Origin of the sequence: Pseudomonas sp. ATCC 13867 (assembly GCF_000349845.1) — a bacterium.
Classification (GTDB): Bacteria; Pseudomonadota; Gammaproteobacteria; order Pseudomonadales; family Pseudomonadaceae; genus Pseudomonas.
Genome location: NC_020829.1, coordinates 1600046 through 1619248, shown reverse-complemented (window position 1 = coordinate 1619248; position 19203 = coordinate 1600046). Strand labels below are relative to the sequence as shown.

General features: G+C 66.6%; 21 protein-coding genes. 6 read left to right on the top strand and 15 right to left on the bottom strand.

The window, feature by feature from the left end; translation table 11 throughout:
- The first annotated feature begins 21 nt into the window (after positions 1-21).
- The gene (locus H681_RS07430; protein WP_015476233.1) at positions 22-699 is read left to right on the top strand and encodes a DUF4197 domain-containing protein; all 678 of its coding nucleotides are present in this window, start codon (positions 22-24) and stop codon (positions 697-699) included.
- A gap of 111 nt (positions 700-810) precedes the next feature.
- Here the strand turns inward: H681_RS07430 and H681_RS07425 are convergent, their stop codons facing one another.
- Positions 811-1509, bottom strand: a complete 699-nt coding sequence (locus tag H681_RS07425; RefSeq protein WP_015476232.1) for a GntR family transcriptional regulator — start codon at positions 1507-1509, stop codon at positions 811-813.
- A 72-nt stretch (positions 1510-1581) separates the two neighbouring features.
- A complete protein-coding gene (locus H681_RS07420) occupies positions 1582-2316 on the bottom strand; it encodes an SDR family NAD(P)-dependent oxidoreductase (protein ID WP_015476231.1) in 735 nt (244 codons plus the stop codon).
- Between the two features lie 302 nt (positions 2317-2618).
- Between H681_RS07420 and H681_RS07415 the strand changes: the two genes are divergently transcribed.
- The 3 genes from H681_RS07415 to H681_RS07405 all read left to right on the top strand — a co-directional run bounded on the left by H681_RS07415 (position 2619) and on the right by H681_RS07405 (position 6188).
- Entirely contained in the window at positions 2619-3647 is a 1029-nt protein-coding gene (locus H681_RS07415; protein ID WP_015476230.1) for an ABC transporter substrate-binding protein, read from the top strand.
- 124 nt (positions 3648-3771) lie between these two features.
- Positions 3772-4869, top strand: coding sequence for a phosphotransferase (locus H681_RS07410; RefSeq protein WP_015476229.1), 1098 nt, complete (start codon positions 3772-3774; stop codon positions 4867-4869).
- Positions 4866-6188, top strand: a complete 1323-nt coding sequence (locus tag H681_RS07405; protein WP_015476228.1) for an aspartate aminotransferase family protein — start codon at positions 4866-4868, stop codon at positions 6186-6188. Before H681_RS07410 ends, H681_RS07405 begins: the two co-directional genes overlap by 4 nt.
- An 81-nt stretch (positions 6189-6269) precedes the next feature.
- Here H681_RS07405 and H681_RS07400 read toward each other — a convergent pair whose 3' ends face one another.
- Both H681_RS07400 and H681_RS07395 read right to left on the bottom strand, forming a co-directional pair.
- Positions 6270-6734, bottom strand: coding sequence for a hypothetical protein (locus H681_RS07400; RefSeq protein WP_015476227.1), 465 nt, complete (start codon positions 6732-6734; stop codon positions 6270-6272).
- A gap of 104 nt (positions 6735-6838) precedes the next feature.
- Complete coding sequence (locus H681_RS07395; protein WP_015476226.1) at positions 6839-7768, bottom strand: LysR family transcriptional regulator; 930 nt, start codon at positions 7766-7768, stop codon at positions 6839-6841.
- Positions 7769-7861: 93 nt separating this feature from the next.
- Between H681_RS07395 and H681_RS07390 the strand changes: the two genes are divergently transcribed.
- Positions 7862-8461, top strand: a complete 600-nt coding sequence (locus H681_RS07390) for a short chain dehydrogenase (protein WP_015476225.1) — start codon at positions 7862-7864, stop codon at positions 8459-8461.
- Between the two features lie 101 nt (positions 8462-8562).
- Here H681_RS07390 and H681_RS07385 read toward each other — a convergent pair whose 3' ends face one another.
- Positions 8563-8961, bottom strand: a complete 399-nt coding sequence (locus H681_RS07385; protein ID WP_015476224.1) for a DUF488 domain-containing protein — start codon at positions 8959-8961, stop codon at positions 8563-8565.
- A gap of 86 nt (positions 8962-9047) precedes the next feature.
- On the opposite strand from H681_RS07385, the gene H681_RS07380 reads away from it, so the two are divergent.
- On the top strand, positions 9048-9716 hold the full coding sequence (locus H681_RS07380) for a COG3650 family protein (protein ID WP_015476223.1): 669 nt from the start codon (positions 9048-9050) through the stop codon (positions 9714-9716).
- Positions 9717-9798: 82 nt separating this feature from the next.
- Here the strand turns inward: H681_RS07380 and H681_RS07375 are convergent, their stop codons facing one another.
- The 10 genes from H681_RS07375 to H681_RS07330 form a co-directional block, all read right to left on the bottom strand.
- On the bottom strand, positions 9799-10488 hold the full coding sequence (locus H681_RS07375) for an aspartate/glutamate racemase family protein (protein ID WP_015476222.1): 690 nt from the start codon (positions 10486-10488) through the stop codon (positions 9799-9801).
- A gap of 4 nt (positions 10489-10492) precedes the next feature.
- Positions 10493-11593 carry a PLP-dependent cysteine synthase family protein gene (locus H681_RS07370; RefSeq protein ID WP_015476221.1) on the bottom strand — a complete coding sequence of 367 codons (1101 nt, stop codon included), beginning with the start codon at positions 11591-11593 and terminating at the stop codon, positions 10493-10495.
- Between the two features lie 27 nt (positions 11594-11620).
- On the bottom strand, positions 11621-12526 hold the full coding sequence (locus H681_RS07365; protein WP_015476220.1) for a DMT family transporter: 906 nt from the start codon (positions 12524-12526) through the stop codon (positions 11621-11623).
- A gap of 193 nt (positions 12527-12719) precedes the next feature.
- Positions 12720-13055 (bottom strand): Na+/H+ antiporter subunit G, encoded by a 336-nt coding sequence (locus H681_RS07360; protein ID WP_015476219.1) that lies wholly within the window; start codon positions 13053-13055, stop codon positions 12720-12722.
- Positions 13052-13321: a K+/H+ antiporter subunit F gene (locus H681_RS07355; RefSeq protein WP_015476218.1), complete on the bottom strand. Its 270-nt coding sequence runs from the start codon at positions 13319-13321 to the stop codon at positions 13052-13054. The genes H681_RS07360 and H681_RS07355 overlap by 4 nt, the downstream gene beginning before the upstream one ends.
- The gene (locus tag H681_RS07350; RefSeq protein ID WP_015476217.1) at positions 13306-13806 is read right to left on the bottom strand and encodes a Na+/H+ antiporter subunit E; all 501 of its coding nucleotides are present in this window, start codon (positions 13804-13806) and stop codon (positions 13306-13308) included. Before H681_RS07350 ends, H681_RS07355 begins: the two co-directional genes overlap by 16 nt.
- A complete protein-coding gene (locus H681_RS07345; protein WP_015476216.1) occupies positions 13803-15305 on the bottom strand; it encodes a monovalent cation/H+ antiporter subunit D in 1503 nt (500 codons plus the stop codon). Before H681_RS07345 ends, H681_RS07350 begins: the two co-directional genes overlap by 4 nt.
- The gene (locus H681_RS07340) at positions 15302-15643 is read right to left on the bottom strand and encodes a Na+/H+ antiporter subunit C (RefSeq protein ID WP_015476215.1); all 342 of its coding nucleotides are present in this window, start codon (positions 15641-15643) and stop codon (positions 15302-15304) included. The genes H681_RS07345 and H681_RS07340 overlap by 4 nt, the downstream gene beginning before the upstream one ends.
- Complete coding sequence (locus H681_RS07335) at positions 15643-18444, bottom strand: monovalent cation/H+ antiporter subunit A (protein WP_015476214.1); 2802 nt, start codon at positions 18442-18444, stop codon at positions 15643-15645. The genes H681_RS07340 and H681_RS07335 overlap by 1 nt, the downstream gene beginning before the upstream one ends.
- Positions 18445-18689: 245 nt before the next feature.
- Positions 18690-19154 carry a glycine zipper 2TM domain-containing protein gene (locus H681_RS07330; RefSeq protein ID WP_015476213.1) on the bottom strand — a complete coding sequence of 155 codons (465 nt, stop codon included), beginning with the start codon at positions 19152-19154 and terminating at the stop codon, positions 18690-18692.
- Positions 19155-19203: the final 49 nt, after the last annotated feature.

The following is a 19203-nucleotide window of genomic DNA, read 5'->3' as shown; positions in this document are numbered from 1 at the left end:
ACTCCGTTCAAGGAAGTTTCGATGTTGCGAATCCCCGCTCTGCTGGCCGGCGCCCTGCTCTCGGTCAACGCCTTCGCCCTGTCCCTCTCCGACCTCAGCCAGAGCGACGCCTCGGGCGGCCTGAAGGACGCATTGACCCAGGGCGCGCAGGTCGCCGTGCGCCAGCTCAGCCAGCCTGGCGGCTTCAGCAATGACCCGCAGGTGCGCATCGAACTGCCGGGCAAACTGGGCAAGGCCGCCAAGACCATGAAGCAGTTCGGCATGGGCGCGCAGGTCGACCAGCTGGAAGCCAGCATGAACAAGGCCGCCGAGGCGGCCATGCCGCAGGCCCAGGCACTGCTGCTGGACGCCGTGAAGAAGATGACCGTGACCGACGCCAAGGGCATCCTCCAGGGTGGCGACGATGCCGCCACCGAATACCTCGACCGCAGCAGCCGCGAGCAACTGCGCGCCAAGTTCCTGCCGATCATCAAGCAGGCCACCGACCAGGTCGGCGTGGCCAAGCAGTACAACGCCTTCGCCAGCCAGGCCGCCGCCTTCGGCGTGGTCGACGCGAAAAGCGCCAACATCGAGAACTACGTGACCGAGGAAGCACTGGACGGCCTGTTCAAGGTCATCGCCGAACAGGAGAAAGGCATTCGCCAGAATCCCACCGCCGCGGCCACGGGCCTGGCGAAGAAGGTGTTCGGGGTGCTCTGAGCCTCTCCCGAACGGCAAAAGAAAAGGCCCGGCAGATGCCGGGCCTTTTCATGTCGAGCAGTTCCCGCTCGCGAACATCTCCCGGCGACCAGGGTGTGAAGCGGCTCGCTCCTACAACGGAGCTCGACCAGCAGGCGACTCCTCAGTCTCACTCTGGGCAATGAACTCCAGCATCTTTTCGCTGCCGTCGACCAGATCGGCGTGGATCGCTGCGCGGGCGGCGGTGCCGTCGCCTTCGCGCAGCGCCCGCAGGACGTCCCAATGATGCTCGATGGCCATGCGCTCGTTGAAGTCGGCGTAGGCCTGGGCGATCAGCGGGCCGGTGCGCATCCACAGGCTGTCGAGGAAGGCGCGCAGCAGCGGCATGCCAGCGACGTCGGCCAGGGCGAAATGGAACGCCTGATTGAGCTTGAGCGCCGAAACCAGGTCCTCGGCATGGATTGCCGCCAGGTTGGCGCGGATGTTGGCTTCCAGCGCATTCAATTGCTCGGCGCTGGCCCTGGCGGCAGCCGTCTCGGCCGCCAGCCCTTCGAGGGCCACGCGGATGCTGCGGATTTCCAGGTACTGCTCGCGGGTAAGCAGCGGCACGCGGATATCGCGCGGCGTCCTGAGTACCAGTGCCTGTTCCTTGGCCAGTTGCAGGATGGCGTCGCGCACCGGGGTCACGCTGGTACCCAGTTGCTGGGCCAGGTCGCGGATACGCAGGCGGTCGTCCGGCTTGAAGCGGCCGGTGATCAGCGCCTCGCGCAACAGCGCATAGACGCCGCTGCCCAGGTAGGAATGGTTCAGTCCTTCGATCGGGTAGTTCATCGCTTTCTCATCGCGTGCTGCGGCATTTCCGGCGCGCATGATGCGGATTGAGCGCGCCGGATGCCAGCGGGATCACACATGCTGGCCGCCGTTGATGTGGATTTCCGCGCCATTCACGTAGGACGCGCCACTGGTGCAGAGGAAATGGATCAACGAGGCGACCTCCTCCGGCTTGCCCAGGCGGTGCATGGGAATGTCGCGCTCGACGATCAGCTCGGTCCCGGAGGAAAGGATCGCGGTATCGATCTCCCCCGGCGCGATGGCATTGACGCGCACGCCGTGCGGGCCGAAGTCGTGGGCCATCTCGCGGGTCAGCGCCGCCAGCGCGGCCTTGGAGCAGGCGTAGGCGACGCCGGCGAAGGGATGCACCCGTGAACCGGCAATGGAGGTGACGTTGATCACCGAGCCCTTGGCCGCCTTCAGCTCATCGAACAGCCCGCGCGCCAGCAGCGCGGTGGAGAACAGGTTGACGTTGAACACTTTCAACCAGGTGGCGTAGTCGCTTTCCAGCACGCCCAGGCGCTCCCCGTCCTGCCCTTTCGGCGAGATGCCGGCGTTGTTCACCAGCGCGTGCAGGGTGCCACCGAGCTTTTCGCGGATCTGCGGCAGGCTGGCCTGCACGCTGTCGATGTCTTCCAGGTCCAGGTGGATGTGGTTGATCAGCCCTTCGGCCCAGGGGCATTCGGCGCTCCAGTCCTGGCGCGAGGCGGTGAACACGCGCCAGCCCGCGGCGTTGAAGTGCTTCACCGTCGCGTGGCCGATGCCGCGGCTGGCGCCGGTGAGCAGCAAGGTCTTGGTCGGATTCATTGCATCCCCCTGCAAAAAATGGACGTCCGTGGTGGCACGACGAGTATCGGCGTGCGCAATGGATCAAATAAAAACATGATGCATCATGTTTTGGAAGGTGTTTAAATCGACTTCGCGTCAGCCAATTCCAAACAACAACAAGAAACTGGAGGACATCCCATGCTCGACCGCACCTGCACCGCGCGCTCCTCACCCTGAGCCAACGGGCGACCGGTCGGCCTCCCAGCTCGGGCCGCCCCAGCCCTTCTCTTGAAGCTGCCTTCTTTTCGATGGGCCGGATTGGCCCGACCAGGAGTAATTGCATGTTCAAGAAAGCCGTAGCACTGATGATGCTGGCCGGCGGCGCCGCCCAGCTCCACGCCGAGACACTGACCGTGGTGTCCTTCGGTGGCGATAACAAGGTGGCCCAGGAAAAGGCCTTCTACAAACCCTTCGAGCAACAGGCCAAGGTCACCGTCCAGGGCGCCGAATACAACGGCGAGATGGCCAAGATCAAGGTCATGGCCGACACCGGCAAGACCAGTTGGGACGTGGTCGAGGTGGAATCCCCGGAACTCATGCGCGGTTGCAGCGAAGGCCTGTTCGAGCAGCTCGACTGGTCGAAGCTGGGCAAGCGCGAGGACTTCCTCGATGCGGCCGTGAGCGACTGCGGCGTGGGCATCTTCATCTGGTCCACGGTGCTGACCTATGACGCCAAGAAGCTCGCCAGCGCCCCGACCGGCTGGGCCGACTTCTGGGACGTGAAGAAGTACCCGGGCAAGCGCGGCCTGCGCCGTGGCGCCAAGTTCACCCTGGAGTTCGCCCTGGAAGCGGACGGCGTGAAACAGGCCGACCTGTACAAGGTGCTCGGCACCAAGGAAGGCGTGGACCGCGCGTTCAAGAAACTCGACGAGATCAAGCCCTACATCCAGTGGTGGGAAGCCGGCGCGCAACCGCTGCAATGGCTGGCCGCCGGCGACGTGGTGATGACCAGCGCCTACAACGGCCGCGTCGCCACCGCGCAGAAGGAAGGCCGCGACTTCGCCATCCAGTGGAACGGCAGCATCTACGACCTGGACCACTGGGCCATCGTCAAGGGCAGCCCGAAGAAGGAGCTCTCCGAGCAGTTCATCGCCCTGGCCAACAAGCCCGAGCAGCAGAAGGTCTTCGCCGAGAGCATCCCCTACGGCCCGACCAACAAGAACACCATCCCGCTGATCGACCCGGCCATCGCGCCGAAGCTGCCCACCGCGCCGCAGAACCTGGAAAACGCACGCGCGATGGACACCGAGTTCTGGATCGACCACGGCGAGGAACTGGAACAACGCTTCAACGCCTGGGCGAGCAAGTAAGCCGGTGGCGACCGTCCGGCCCGCCCCGGACGGTCGCGCCAGCCTCGCCGCAGCGCCTGTCCGCCTGAACCCGCAGTACCGCGCTACCCGCTCCACCCACGCTGAACCCGCTGGAGATGTACCCGTGCCCCTCAACACCGCGCCCGTCCACGACCACCTGCTGGAAGCGGCTCCCGCCCAAGTGAGCGACGTCCAGGCCACCGCCATTGCCGAGGAATACTTCGGCCAGCGCGGCACGCTGAACCGCCTCGCCGGCGAACGCGACCTGAACTTCCACATCAGCCACGGCCACGGCGGCGACCGCCTGCTCAAGCTCTCCCACCCGCTGGAAGATCCGCAGGTGGTAGACTTCCAGACCCGCGCCCTGCTGCGTGTCGAAGCTGCCGACCCAACCCTGGCCGTGCAGCGCGTCTATCCCTCGCTGGGCGGCGAGTACCAGATGCCTGTGGAAGTCGACGGCCAGCCAATGCTTGCGCGGCTGTTCTCCTTCGTCGACGGCGTACCGCTGCACCGCGTGCCGCAACGCAGCCGCGCCCTGCGTGAAAACCTCGGCGACGCCCTGGCGCGCCTCGGACTGGCGCTCAACGGCTTCGAACACCCGGCGTCCGGCCACGAACTGCTGTGGGACATGAAGCACGCCTCGCGCCTGCGCCGGCTGCTGGCCTACATCGAGGACCGCGAGCAGCGCGCGCTGGTCGAACGCTTCCTCGATAACTTCGAGCGCCACGCACTGCCCCGCCAGGCCACGCTGCGCGCCCAGGTCATCCATAACGACCTGAATCCGCACAATGTCATCGTCGACGCCGCGCATCCCGACCTGCTGCGCAACATCCTCGACTTCGGCGACATGGTCCACGCCCCGCTGATCAACGACCTCGGCGTCGCCGCCGCCTACCAGGTGGGCGAACCGGACGCGCCGCTGGCCCCCGCCTGCGAGATGATCGCCGCCTACCACCGACGCTGCCCGCTGCTTGAGGCCGAGCAGGAAATCCTCGCCGACCTGATCGCCACGCGCCTGATCATGACCCTGTGCATCACCGCCTGGCGCGCCAGCCTGCATCCCGAGAACCGCGACTACATCCTGCGCAACACCCGTCACGCCTGGCAGGGTCTGCAAGGCCTGGCCCGCCTGAGCCGCGAGCAGGCGCAGGAACAGATCGCCGCCGCCTGCCGCGCCCCGGCCCACTCCATCTCCAGCGGAAAAGAGGAGCCCCGCCCATGACCATGCCCAACGGATTCAGCCCGGCCGACGCCGACCGCCTGAGCGCTGAAGAGCGCCGCCTGATCGAGCGCCGCGAGCGCCTGCTCGGCCCGGCCTACCGGCTGTTCTACGAGCGCCCGCTGCACACCGTGCGCGGCGAAGGGGTCTGGCTCTATGACAAGCAGGGCAACCGCTACCTCGATGCCTACAACAACGTCGCCTCCATCGGCCACTGCCACCCGCGCGTGGTGCAGGCCATCGCCAGCCAGGCGGCGGTGCTGAACACCCACACCCGCTACCTGCAGGAAGGCATCCTCGACTACGCCGAGGACCTGCTCTCCACCTTCCCCGCCGGCCTCGACCAGGCGATGTTCACCTGCACCGGCAGCGAGGCCAACGACCTCGCCCTGCGCATCGCCCGCCACTACACCGGCGGCACCGGGGTGATCATCACCCGCTTCGCCTACCACGGCGTCACCGGCGACATCTCCGAACTCTCGCCCGCCCTGGGCAGCGGCATCACCCTGCCCGCCCACGCCCGTACCGTGCGTGCGCCGGACGCCTACCGGCTCGGCGCCGAAAACGTCGCCAGGACCCTGGCCGACGACGTGCGCGCCGCCATCGCCGACCTGCGCGCCCACGGCATCAAGCCCGCCGCGCTGCTGCTCGACGGCATCTTCGCCAGCGACGGCGTGCTGCCCGATCCAGCCGGTTTCCTCAGCGAAGCGGTGAAGGTTGCCCGCGACGAAGGCCTGCTCTACATCGCCGACGAAGTACAAAGCGGCTTCGCCCGTACCGGCGCGACGATGTGGGGCTTCCAGCGCCACGGCGTGCAGCCGGACCTGGTCACCCTCGGCAAGCCGATGGGCAACGGCCAGCCGATCGCCGGCGTGGTGGCCCGGGCGGACATCCTCGATACCTTCGGGCGCAACGTACGCTACTTCAACACCTTCGGCGGCAACCCGGTGTCCTGCGCGGCGGCCCAGGCGGTGCTCGACGTGATCCGCGACGAACGCTTGCAGGAACGCTCGCAGCGCATTGGCGACTTCATGCTCCAGGGCATCCGCAAGCTGGCCGAGCGCCATGAACTGATCGGCGACGTGCGCGGCGCGGGGTTGTTCCTCGGCGTCGAACTGGTGACCGAGCGCGCCGACAAGACGCCCGCCGCCCACCAGACCCGCCGCGTGGTCAACGCCATGCGCGAACGCGGCGTGCTGATCAGCGCCGCCGGCCCATTGGAGAACATCCTGAAGATCCGCCCGCTGCTGGCCTTCGAGCAGGAACACGCCGAGCTGTTCATCGACTGCCTGGACAAGGCATTGCAGGAAGTTGCCGGCTGAATCGACAGCGCAGGCAGAAACGGGCGTGGGCTACGGAGGTTTACCCCTCGCAGCCCACGCCCGTTTTCAATTCAGTGATCTTCAGAAACCTGCGCCGACGTTGATCATCGCGGCGGAATTGCCCAGCACCACCAGCTCGGTGCCGACCGGCCCGAGGCGAACGCCGAGGGAAGGAATGATCGCCGGTGCCACGCCGTAGCGGTTCAGCGGGATCTTGTCGCGGTACTTGCCGTGATAACCCTGCAACGCACCGCCGGTAACCTTGGCGTAGAACGGCGTACCCTCCCGGTCGAAACGCTTGCCGACGTAGGCATAGTTGGAGCGCTGGCTGAAGGAGTTGCGGAAGGTCGCCCCGCCGAACACGATACCGTCGGCTCGATTGCGCTCGAGGCCGATCAGATCCTGGTGGTTGTTGTGCTCCGGGTCGTGGCTCCAGTGAGTGGTGTAGACACTGCTCTGCAGGTACCAGAAATCCCCGCTCCCGGCTTGGGCGGCGGCGCAGCCGAGTGTCAGCAGCAGCGCAATCGACAGGGCGGAACGGTTCATGGCAACAGCCTCGGGGAGCCTTCAGAAAAACAGGCTCAAAGCCTAAGCCTCCCACCCTGAACCCTCTCTGAACCAATGCCGAACAGACCTGGACGAAGCTTTCTTCAGCCTTCCAGTGCGACCAGTTGCTGCCGGCTCTGCTCGAACCAGCGCAGCAGGTAGCCCGCCAGCAACTGCGTGCGGCGCGGCAGGCGGCCCTGGTACGGATGGATGAGGAATACCGGTTGGGTACGGGTCTGGTACTCGCGCAGCAGCCAGATCAGGCGACCTTCAGCCAATTCCTGCTGAATCATGTAGGACGGCAGCCGGCTGATACCCGCGCCGGCCAGCGCCGCCTTCTTCAGCAAGGTGTAGTGGTTGCTCGCCAGCAGGCCGCTGACCGTCACCCGGAACAGTTCGTGATGGCGCTGGTAGAGCCAGATGCCGCTGTCCTGGTAATGGGTGTTCTGCAGGCAGGAATGCCCGGCCAGTTCCGCCGGCGACTGCGGCACGCCGTGTTGCGCCAGATAATCCGGGGTGGCGCAGGTCAACTCCTGCAGGGCGAACAGCGGCTTGGCCACCAGGCGCTCGTCCACCGCCAGGCTGCCGGAACGAATCGCCAGATCGAAACCGTCCGCCACCAGGTCACGCCGTTCGTTGGACAGGTCCAGTTCGAGACGGACGTCCGGGGACTCGCGGGAAAATTCCATCAGCCAGGCATCGAAGAAAGTCTCGCCCAGGGACACCGGCACGCTCAAACGCACCGTGCCCCGCGCCTCGTCCTGCAACGCCAGCACCGCCTGCCGCGCTCGCACCGCCTGGAGGTTGAGCGCCTGGACCTCGGGCAACAGCGCAGCGCCCGCAGCGGTCAGCGACAGACGCCGCGTCGTGCGGTGCAGCAGCGTTGCACCCAGGGCCTGTTCCAGGGCGGAAATGCGCTTCGACAACTGCCCTTTGCTGCAGCCCAGGCGCTCCGCCGCGCGGGTGAAACTGCCGCATTCCAGGAGCACGGCGAAGGCCGAAAGGTCTTCCAGATCACTGGTAATTGTTTCCATATGAAAACCAAAGGTTGTCGATTGGCTGGATTATCACAACAAGACGCCACTTTACTCTGTAGTCGTCTTCAGCCAAATCCCCTCGGAGCCTTCATGAAAATCATCCTGATCGGTGCCAGCGGCACCCTCGGCCAGGCCGTCGCCAACGAACTGGGCCAGCGCCATGAGATCATCCGCGTCGGCCGCAACAGCGGCGACCTGCGCGTGGACATCACCGACAGCGCCTCGATCCGCGCACTGTTCGAGCAGACCGGCGGTTTCGACGCCCTGATCAGCGCCGCCGGCACGGTACACTTCGGCCCGCTCGCGGAAATGGGCGAGACGGAAATGGCAATCGGCCTGAAGGACAAGCTGATGGGCCAGGTGAACCTGGTGCTGATCGGCAGCCAGTACGCCAACGACGGCGCCTCCTTCACCCTCACCAGCGGCATTCTCAGCGAACAGCCGATCGTGCTGGGCAGCTCGGCCAGCCTGGTCAACGGTGCGCTGGAAGGCTTCGTGCGCAGCGCCGCCCTGGAGCTGCCGCGCGGCCAGCGGATCAACGCGGTGAGCCCGAACGTGCTGGAAGAGTCGATGGAAGGCTATGCGCCGTTCTTCCGCGGCTTCAAGCCGGTGCCGGCCGCCGACGCCGCCCTGGGCTTCGCCCGCAGCGTGGAAGGCGCGCAGACCGGGCAGGTATACAAGATCTGGTGATGGTGCAACGCGGGTGACACGTTCGCCTCGGTTCGCGAGCAAGCTCGCTCCTACAAGTTGCAGCGCTCTTCGTAGGAGCGAGCTTGCTCGCGAACGGATCCCTACTCGGTCTTCCCCGCGTAGCAGACCGGCGAACTCCCCTCGCCCTGCTTCTCCAGCTCGTCCTCGAGAAACTCCGCCAGCACCTGGGCATTGTTGTGATCCTCGTCCTTGGCCGCGTAGAGCAACGTCAAGTTGCCCTTCCGCGCCAGGTCGAGCAGCCCCATCCAGTACTCCGGGTGGGCATTCAGCTCGCGGTGGTACGCCGTGCGAAATTCTTCGAACAGCCCCGGATCGTGGTGGAAGCGCTGACGCAACTCGTTGGACGGTGAAACCTCCTTGGCCCACAGCTCCATCTGCAGGTCTTCCTTGCGGATCCCGCGCGGCCACAGGCGGTCCACCAACACACGCTGGCCATCCTCCGGTGCCGCCGGCTCATAGGCACGCTTGCAACGAATCATCCGATTTCCTCCCCGAGCCTGGCATTACCCTTGAGATGACCGGCTTCGCTGGGTAACGTGGGCCCACTTTCGAGGGAGCCCGTTCCATGCGATCCAGCCGTTTCATTCTGTTCAGCCTGCTACCCCTGTTCGCCGCCTGCCAGGTGTGGACACCGAACAAGACCGATCTTAACGCCTCCACCCGCCTGCAGGGCGAACTCAGCCGACAGGACGGCAAGCTGATGTTCCGCAGTTGCGCCGAACAGCGCCGCTTCAGCGTCGAGGACAGCGGCAATACCGGCCTGCCCCGCGAAGCCAGCAGCCTGTTCGACGACGGCGCCAGCACCCTGTTCGTCGACCTGCGCGGCAACTTCAGCGGCAGTACCGCCTCGGGCACCGACGGCAAGCTGGAAGTCAGCAAGATCTATCGCCTGCAGCACGAAGGCCCCGGCTGCGACGATCCGAACTTCAAGCGCAGCATCGTCCGCGCCCACGGCAATGAACCGGGCTGGAGCGTGCTGATCAACAACCAGGGGCTGCTGCTCGAACAGCCCGGCAAGGCATCGCTGGTGGTGCCCTACATCGCCGAGGGCCTGCCCAATGGCAGCACCAGCTACTCCAGCGAGGCCAACGGCGAAAAGCTGGAGCTCTGGGTCGCCCCGGCGCGCTGCCAGGACAGCATGAGCGGCGCGCTGACCAACCTGTCCGCCGAGCTGCGGGTGGACAACCAGGTCATGCAGGGTTGCGCCTATCCGGGCGGCTCCAGCAACGACTGACTGCCCCGCGCTCCCGCTTGCGGGGGAGAAGTAGCCTGAGGGGCCTTTGATCCTGCAGGAGCGGACCAGCGGTTTTCCCGACTCAGAGCGCTCGTTCGGCGGCCTGCCGTGCGTGGATGGCCGTGGTATCGAACAGCGGCACCGACGCGTCCTGCGGGCCGACCAGCAGGGAAATCTCGGTACAGCCCAGGATCACCGCCTGCGCGCCGCGCGCCACCAGCGAAGCGATGATGCTTCTATAGGCCTCGCGCGACTCATCGCGAATCCGTCCCAGGCACAGCTCCTCGTAGATGATCCGGTGCACCACCTGGCGCTCGTCTGCCGAGGGCGTCAGCACCGCCAGGCCGAACCGCTCCTGCAACCGGTCCTTGTAGAACGCCTGCTCCATCGTGAAGCGCGTGCCGAGCAGGCCGACCGTCGTCACCCCCGCCGCGCGGATCGCCTCGGCGGTCGGGTCGGCGATATGCAGCAGCGGAATGTCCACCGCCGCCTCGATGGCCGACGCCACCTTGTGCATTGTGTTGGTGCAGAGCACCAGGAAGTCCGCGCCAGCCGCCCGCAGCGAACGCGCCGCGTCGGCCAGCAGGCGTCCGGCGGCGTCCCAGTCGCCGGCATGCTGCAGACGCTCGATCTCGTGGAAATCCACGCTGTACAGCACGATCTTCGCCGAGTGAAGGCCGCCCAGGCGTTCCTTGATGGCCTGGTTGATCTGCCGGTAGTAGGGAATGGTGGATTCCCAGCTCATGCCGCCAATCAGTCCGATGGTTTTCATGGGTTCACTCCAGCCCACAGCAGGGAACGCCGCCCGACAGCGCCGCGCCCTGTTCGGCGCACTGGCGCACGGTCTCGATCAGCGGATCGAGATCGAAGCCCTGGGACAGCAGCCACAACGGGTTGTAATAGGTGGTCTCGTAGCGCTCGCCGCTGTCGCAGAGGATCGCCACGATCGAGCCGCTCTCGCCACGCGCCACCATCTGCTGCGCCACCAGCAGCGCGCCGACCAGATTGGTGCCGCTGGAACCGCCGACACGTCGGCCCAGTCGCTGCGCCAGGTAATGCATGGCCGCCAGCGACAGATCGTCCGGCACCTGGCAGCAGGCATCGATCACCGCGGGCAAGAAGGATGCTTCCACGCGCGGCCGACCGATACCCTCGATGCGCGAACCGTAGCTCAGCGTCAGGTTGCGGTCGCCGGTGCGGTAGGCATCGAAGAATACCGAGCGCTCGGCGTCGGCGCAGAGCACGCGGGTGTCATGCCGGCGATAGCGGGCGAAGCGGCCAAGGGTGGCCAGTGTGCCGCCAGTGCCGGGGCTGGAGACCAGCCAGGACGGTTCGGCGAAACGCTCGTGGCGCATCTGCTGGAAGATCGACTCGGCGATGTTGTTGTTCGCCCGCCAGTCGGTGGCGCGCTCAGCGTAGGTGAACTGGTCCATGAAGTGCCCGCCGGTTTCCTTCGCCAGGCGCTCGGACTCGGCGTAGATCTGCGTCGGGTCCTCCACCAGGTGCGCCTGGCCGCCGTAGAAGGCGATCTGCGCGATCTTCTCCTTGGAGGTGCTGGCCGGCACCACGGCAATGAACGGCAGGCCGAGCAGCCGCGCGAAGTAGGCTTCGGAGATCGCTGTCGAGCCGCTGGACGCCTCGATCACCGGAGCGCCCGGCTTCAGCCAGCCGTTGCACAGCGCGTAGAGGAACAGCGAGCGCGCCAGGCGGTGCTTGAGGCTGCCGGTGGGGTGGCTGGACTCGTCCTTGAAATACAGGTCGACGCCCGGCAGGCCAGGCATCTCGAGGGGGATCAAATGGGTATCGGCGCTGCGCTGGAAATCCGCCTCGATGATGCGAATCGCCTCGCGGGTCCAGTTACGGTCTTGGGCGGACATGCTGTTTCCTCGTCGAATGGCAGAAAGTCAGTCCAGCACACCGGCGGGTGGCGTGGGCGGCGCGCTGCGCCACTGACTGACGGCGACCCCGACGAACACCAGGCCGGCGGCCAGCGCCTGCTGGCCGCTGAACACTTCGCCCAGCAGCAGCGCGGCGAAGATCAGGGTGAACACCGGAATCAGGTTGATGAAGCCCGTCGCCTGGCTCGCCGGCAGGCGGCTGACGCCGAAGTTGTACAGGCCGTAGGCGCCGACGGTCACCACGCTGCCCAGGTAGATCAGCGCGAACCAGCCGCTGGGGCCTGGCGCGGACGGCAGCCCGGAGCTGACCAGCGCCAGCGGCAGGAAGAACAGCGAGCCGACGAACGCCTGCATGGCGGTCAGGATGAACGGCGAGTAGCGCGCCGACAGGTGCTTGAGCAACAAGGTGTAGCCGGTGGCGCAGAGCATCGCCAGCAGCTCGTAGAAGTTGCCCAGCAGCGGATGCGGCGCATGGCCGTCCGACTCGCTGGCCAAGGTCAGCCAGAGCGCGCCGAGCACCGCCAGGGCGAAACCGAACCAGGTGTTGCGAGCGATCTTCTCGTGCAGCAGGAAGAACGCCCCCACAGCCACCAGCAACGGCAGCAGCGCCGTGATCATGCCGGCCTGGGCGGCGCTGGTGTGCTGCAGCGCCAGGGACTCGAAGATGAAGTACAGGCAGGGCTCGCAGGCGGCGAGCCCGAGCAGCCATTTCCAGTCGCCCGGCCGGTAGTCGATGCGTCCGCGCCAGCGCCAGGCGATGAGGAAGATCAGGCTGCCCAGCGCCATGCGGGCGAAGATCACCCACATCGCCGGCATTTCCTGGAAGGCGAATTTCAGGGCGATGAAGGAACTGCCCCAGAGCGCCATCGCCAACACCAGGCACGCCAGGGCGAACGGCCGGGATTGCTGCACGGGACGCTCCAGTCAAAAGATCCCCGGAGTATAGGAGGCGCGCGCTTGCGGCCGACAGGTACAGAACGGGAGGGAAACTGTATGGGCCGGGCGGACGCCTGTAGGAGCGAGCTTGCTCGCGAACCGTCTCAACGACCTATCCGCCGGTGAATCCGTTCGCGAGCAAGCTCGCTCCTACAAAAGCAGGTCGGGATCACTCCCAGGGCTTGCCCTTGGTCCCCCGCTCCACCGGCGCACGCTGCTGCATCGCCGCCTTGGCCAGCAGGTGCGCACTGATCGGCGCGGTGATGAACAGGAACACAGTGATCAGCAGCTCATGCAGGCTGACGCCCTCGCCACGGGTGCTGAAGTACAGCATGGAGCCCAGGATCACCCCGCCGACACCCAGGGTCGACGCCTTGGTCGGCGCATGCAGGCGGGTATAGAAATCCGGCAACCGATACAGGCCGATGGCGCCGAACAGGGCGAACAGGCTGCCGGCCAGCAGCAACGCACTGACCAGCGCTTCGATGATCCATTCGCCGTTCATTCGATGATGTCTCCGCGCAGCAGGAACTTGGACAGGGCCACGGTGCTGACGAAGCCCATCACCGCTATCAGCAGCGCCGCCTCGAAGTACAGACCGCTACCCTTCCAGATGCCGAACAGCACGATCAGCGCGATGGCCTCGATCGACAGGGTGTCCAGCGCCAGGACGCGGTCCGCCGTACCCGGCCCGCGAATCAGCCGCGCCACGGTGAGCAGCAGCGCGAGCCCCAGGATCGCCAGGCACAAGGGAATCACGTAGCCGAGCATTCGAATACCTCCTTGAGCGGCGCCTCGTAGCGGGCCTTGATGTCCGCCGCCAGGGCCTGCGGGTCCGGCACGTCGAGGCCGTGGACCAGCAGCGTGCGGCGGTCGTCGCTGAGATCGGCGGAGACGGTTCCCGGCGTCAGGGTGATCACGCTGGCGAGGATGGTGATCGCCAGGTCGTCGGTCAGCTCCAGCGGAATCTCCACGAAGCCCGGCTGCAACCGGGACCTGGGCCCCAGCACCAGCCTGGCCACCTGCAGGTTGGCGAGCACGATGTCGTACAGCACCAGGCCGAGGAAGCGCAGCAGCAGGCCAGGCCGGCGAATGCGCGGCGCGGACAGCAGCAGGTTGCGGCACAGCAGCGGGATCGTCAGGCCGAGGAAGGCGCCGAGCAGCCAGTGGCCGAGGGAGAAATCGTTGACCAGCAGCAGCCAGGCGAACAGCAGGATGGCGCTGAGCAGCGGGTGCGGGAGGACGCGACGGATCATGCGCCACCTCCCAGCAGGATCGCCTGGCGGTACAGGTCGACATCCAGCAGTTGCGCCGCGGTCGCCTGGGCGTAGGCCAGCAGCGGCCGCGCGGCGACCACCAGCAGCGGCGCGCTGGCCAGTAGCCCGAAGGTCGCCAGCAGCTTCACCGGCTCACGCTCGGCGCTGCCCAGCACGGTGCGGCCAGTGCGCCAGAACAGCGTACTGCCAGCGCGGCTCAGCGCGACGATGGTCACCAGGCCGCTCACCAGCACCACGCTCCACAGGGCGATGGCTTCGCTGCCGCCGCTCACCGAACGCAGCAGCATCAGCTTGCCGAGGAACCCCGACAGCGGCGGCAGCCCGGCCACCGCGATGGCACCGAAGAAGAAGGCGCCGCCCAGCAGGTGTGGTTGCAGCAGCGCCGGTCCTTGCACCAGGCGGCCGGCCTTGTCGCCACGCTGGCGGGCGATCAGGTCGGCGAGCAGGAACAGCCCGCCCGCCACCCAGATGCTGTGCAGCATGTAGTAGAGCGCCGCCGACAGCGCCGCCTGGGTCCCCAACGCCAGCGCCGCCAGCAGGGTGCCGGCGGACACCACCACCAGGTACGACAGCAGCCCCTGCAGCGTGGTCGCCGCCAGCGCGCCCAGCGCACCGGCGACGATGCCCGCCAGCGCCAGCGGCCAGAGCCAGGCTTGCGCGAGGTTCGCCAGCTCGCCGGCCTGCTCGCCGAAGATCAGCGTGTAGACCCGCAGGATCGAATAGATGCCCACCTTGGTCATGATCGAGAACAGCGCCGCCACCGGCGCACTCGCCTCGGCATAGGCCCTGGGCAGCCAGAAGTACAGCGGCAGCAGCGCGGCCTTGAGGCCGAACACCACCAGCAGCAACAGCGCCGCCGCCCGCACCAGCGGCGCCTGCTCGACGCCCAGTTGCGCCACGCGCTCGGCCATGTGCGCCATGTTCAGGGTGCCGGTGATGCCGTAGAGCGTGCCCACCGCGATCAGGAAGAACGCCGAGCCGACCAAGTTTAGCACCACGTAGTGCACGCCCGCCCGCACCCGCCCTGCCCCGCCGCCATGCAGCAGCAGCGCATAGGAGGCGATCAGCAGGATCTCGAAGAACACGAAGAGGTTGAACAGATCCCCCGTGAGGAAGGCGCCATTCAGACCCAGCAACTGGAACTGGAACAGCGCGTGGAAGCGCTTGCCACGCCGGTCATCGCCACACAGCGCGTAGATCAGCGACAGGCAGGCGAGCAGCGCGGTGGCCGCGACCATCAGCGCGCTGAGGCGATCGAGCACGAGGATGATGCCGAACGGCGGTTGCCAGTTACCCAACGCGTAGAACTGCACCGCGCCGCTGTCGGCCTGTTGCAGCAGCACGGCGGAGAGCGGCAGCAGCGACAGGGTGGCGAGCAGCGACAGGCCGCGCTGCACCCGCTCGCCGAGCGGACCGGCGAGCAGCAGGCAGCCGGCGAACAGCGGCAGCAGGATGGGCAGGATCAGCCAGTGGTTCATCGGCCCTGCCCTCCTTCCTGGCCATTGCCACCGTCCACATGATCACCACCGGTCTCGGCCAGCCCACGCAGGGCCAGGACGATGACGAAGGCGGTCATGGCGAAGCCGATGACGATGGCGGTCAGCACCAGCGCCTGGGGGATCGGGTCGCCGGCGTTGGCGACCTTGCCGATCACCGCCGGATCGCCGGCCAGCCGGCCCATGGCGAAGAGGAACAGGTTGACCGCGTAGGACAGCAGGGTCAGCCCCAGCACCACCGGGAAGGTCCGCGCGCGCAGCAGCAGGTAGACGCCGCTGGCGGTCAGCAGGCCGAGGGCGATGGCGAACAGCGCTTCCATCAGTGCGCCTCCTTGGACAGCATCGGAGCCTCCGGCGGTGCGGTGACCGACCCCAGGCCCGAGAGGATCAGCAGCGTCGCGCCGACCACGGTGAAGTACACACCCAGGTCGAACAGCATCGCCGTGGCCAGCTCGATCTCACCCACCAGCGGGATGTCGAAGTGGCCGAATGCAGAGGTAAGGAACGGGAAGCCGAAGAACCAGGCGCCCAACCCGGTCAACCCGGCGATCAGCACGCCGAGCCCGGCGAGGCGGCTGTAGTCCAGCGGCAGGCGCGTGTTCACCCAGCGGTTGCCGCAGGCGATGTACTGCAGGACCAGCGCCACCGAGGTGATCAGCCCGGCGATGAAACCGCCGCCCGGCAGGTTGTGCCCGCGCAGGAAGATGAACACCGAAACCAGCAACGCCAGCGGCAGCATCAGCCGCGACAGCACGCCGAGGATCGGCGGGAAGCGGTCCGCCGCCCAGGTCCGCCCCTCGTCGTCACGCTCGGTGCGCAGCAGGCGCAGGCCATCGAGCAGGGCGAAGATGCCGACGGCGGCAATCGCCAGCACGGTGATCTCGCCGAGGGTATCGAAGCCACGGAAGTCGACCAGGATCACGTTCACCACGTTGTGGCCGCCACCGCCGGATACGCTGTTCTCCAGGTAATAGCCGGCGATGCTGTCGTACGGACGGGTCAGCACGGCATAGGCCAGCAGGGTCACCATCACGCCCGCGCCTATCGCCACCACGAAGTCGCGCAGGCGACGCAGGCTGCTGGATGACACCGGCGTGCGCGCCGGCAGGTAGTACAGTGCGAGCATCAGCAGGACCATCGTCACCACTTCCACCGACAGCTGGGTCAGCGCCAGGTCAGGCGCGGCGAAGCGGGCGAAGGCCAGCGCCACCAGCAGGCCGGCGATGCTGAGGATGACCAGCGCGGTCAGGCGCTGGCGATGGAACCACACGGTGAGAGGACCGGCCAGCGCCAGCAGGACCAGGCCCAGCGCGGTGATGCCGTCCAGGGGCGTCTGCGCGCGCGAGCCTTCGAGGCCCGACAGCGGCGCCAGGCCGGCGAACACCACCACCACGGCGGCCAGCACCAGCAGCATGGCGTAGCGCTGCAGAGAACCATTTTCCAGGTAGCCAGTAATCCGTGTGGCGATGCACGCCACGCGTTGCACCTGCTGTTCGAACACCAGCTTGGCGTCCACCACCGGCAACCCCGCGTACCAGTCGAACAGCGGCTTGCGCAGCACATAGAGCAGCACACCGCCGGCGCTGGCGACGAAGCTCATCGCCAGCGGCTCGTTGAAGCCATGCCAGATCGCCAGGCTGTACTCGGGCAACGCGCCGTTGAGGCTCGATGCGGCGGCGCCGGCCAGCAACGGGCCGACGGTCAGCGACGGCAGCACCCCCACCAGCAGGCAGATCAGCACGAGGATTTCCACCGGCACCTTCATGTAGCGCGGCGGCTCGTGGGGATGCGGATTGGGCAGGTTGATCGGCTCGCCGTTGAAGAACACGTCGTGGATGAAGCGCACCGAATAGCTCACCGAGAACAGCGCGCCCAGCGTCGCCAGCGCCGGGATCACCCAGTTGAAACTACCCATCATGCTCTGCGCCAGGGTCTCGCCGAAGAACATCTCCTTGCTGAGGAAACCATTGAGCAGCGGCACGCCGGCCATCGATGCCGAGGCCACCATCGCCAGCACGGCAGTGTGTGGCATGTACTTCCACATGCCGTTGATGCGGCGCATGTCGCGGCTGCCGGTCTCATGGTCGACTATCCCGGCGGCCATGAACAGCGAGGCCTTGAACGTGGCGTGATTGATGATGTGGAAGATCGCCGCGACGTTGGCCATCGGCGAATCGAGGCCGAACAGCAGGGTGATCAGGCCCAGGTGACTGATGGTCGAGTAGGCCAGCAGGCCCTTGAGATCATTCTGGAACAGCGCCATGAAGGCGCCCATCAGCAGGGTCGCAAGGCCGGTCAGGCTGACCAGGTAGAACCACAGGTCATTGCCCGAGAGCAGCGGATACAGGCGCGCCAGCAGGAACACACCGGCCTTCACCATAGTCGCCGAGTGCAGGTAGGCGGACACCGGCGTCGGCGCGGCCATCGCGTGGGGCAGCCAGAAATGGAAAGGGAACTGCGCGGACTTGGTGAATACTCCCAGCAGCACCAGGCACAGCGCCAGCGGGAACAACGGGCTGGACTGCAGCACCTCGCGCGCGCCGAGCACACTGGAAAGCTCGAAGCTGCCGACCACATGGCCGATCAGCAGGATACCGGCCAGCAGCGCGAGACCGCCGCCACCGGTGACCGCCAGAGACATGCGCGCACCCTTGCGCGCATCCGAGCGATGGCCCCAGAAGCCGATCAGCAGGAACGACGACAGGCTGGTCAGCTCCCAGAACACCAGCATCAGCAGCAGGTTCTCGCTCAGCACCACGCCGAGCATGGCGCCCATGAACAGCAGCAGGAAGGCGAAGAAGCGCCCGGCGGGCTCCTTCTCGGAGAGGTAGTAGCGGGCGTAGAGGATCACCAGCAGGCCGATCCCGAGGATCAGCAGGGCGAAGAGGAAGCCCAGGCCGTCCAGGCGCAGGCTGAGGTTCAGGCCCAGCTCCGGCAGCCACGGCGTGCTGACCACCCGGGCCTCGCCGCCCAGCACCGCGCGCTGGCTCAACAGCAGGATCAACCCCGTCAGCGGCACCAGGCCGGTGGCCGCCGCACAGGCGCTACGCCCGAAGCGTTCACTCAGGAGGGGCAGCAGCACCCCGAAGAAAGGCAGCGCAATGATCAGCGCCAGCATCATGACCCACTCCTATCGCCGCCGGGCGGCCCCATACAAACGACCCCGCGCCCTGCGGCCGGCGTGCGAAGGCAACGATTATCCATATCTATCGATTACGTGTCATGGATTGAACTATTACTAAAATCCAGACTGCCCACGCCCGTTGCGGCGCGCGCAGGAAACAGGCTCCCGGAAACGATAGCGCGCGACAGCCGGAAGACTGTCGCGCGCTGAAGTCCGGCTACCTCAGGGTAGCCGCATGGAGCTTAGTGGGAGACGCGGCTGGTGCCGTTGACGGTCAGGATGCGCACGCGCTCGCCGACACGGAACACGGCACCTTCGTCGACCTGCTGGACGTAGGCGCGGGTGCTGCCGTCGTCTTCGCGAACGGTGATTTCCACACCCTGGGTGCGGGTCAGGCCTTCCTCGGTGGCCGCACCGAGCAGGCCGCCAGCCACGGCGCCGATGATGGCGGTGACATAGCTGCCCTTGCCGCCACCGATGGCGCTACCGCCGATACCGCCGACCGCGGCGCCGGCAACGGAGCCAATCGGGGTCTTGGTGCCTTCGATCTTCACGGGGCGCAGGGCCTGGATGGTACCCATGCGAACGTTCTGCACGGTACGTGCCTCTTCACGGGTATAGGTGTCGCCAGTCAGGCTGGACTGGCAACCGCCAAGGGTGAGAGCCAGAGCAGCGAACGTCACAGCGAACAGGGCGGATTTACGCATGTATGAAACCTCCGGATAGGGCGACGAATATTAGACTCCGACGACAGCC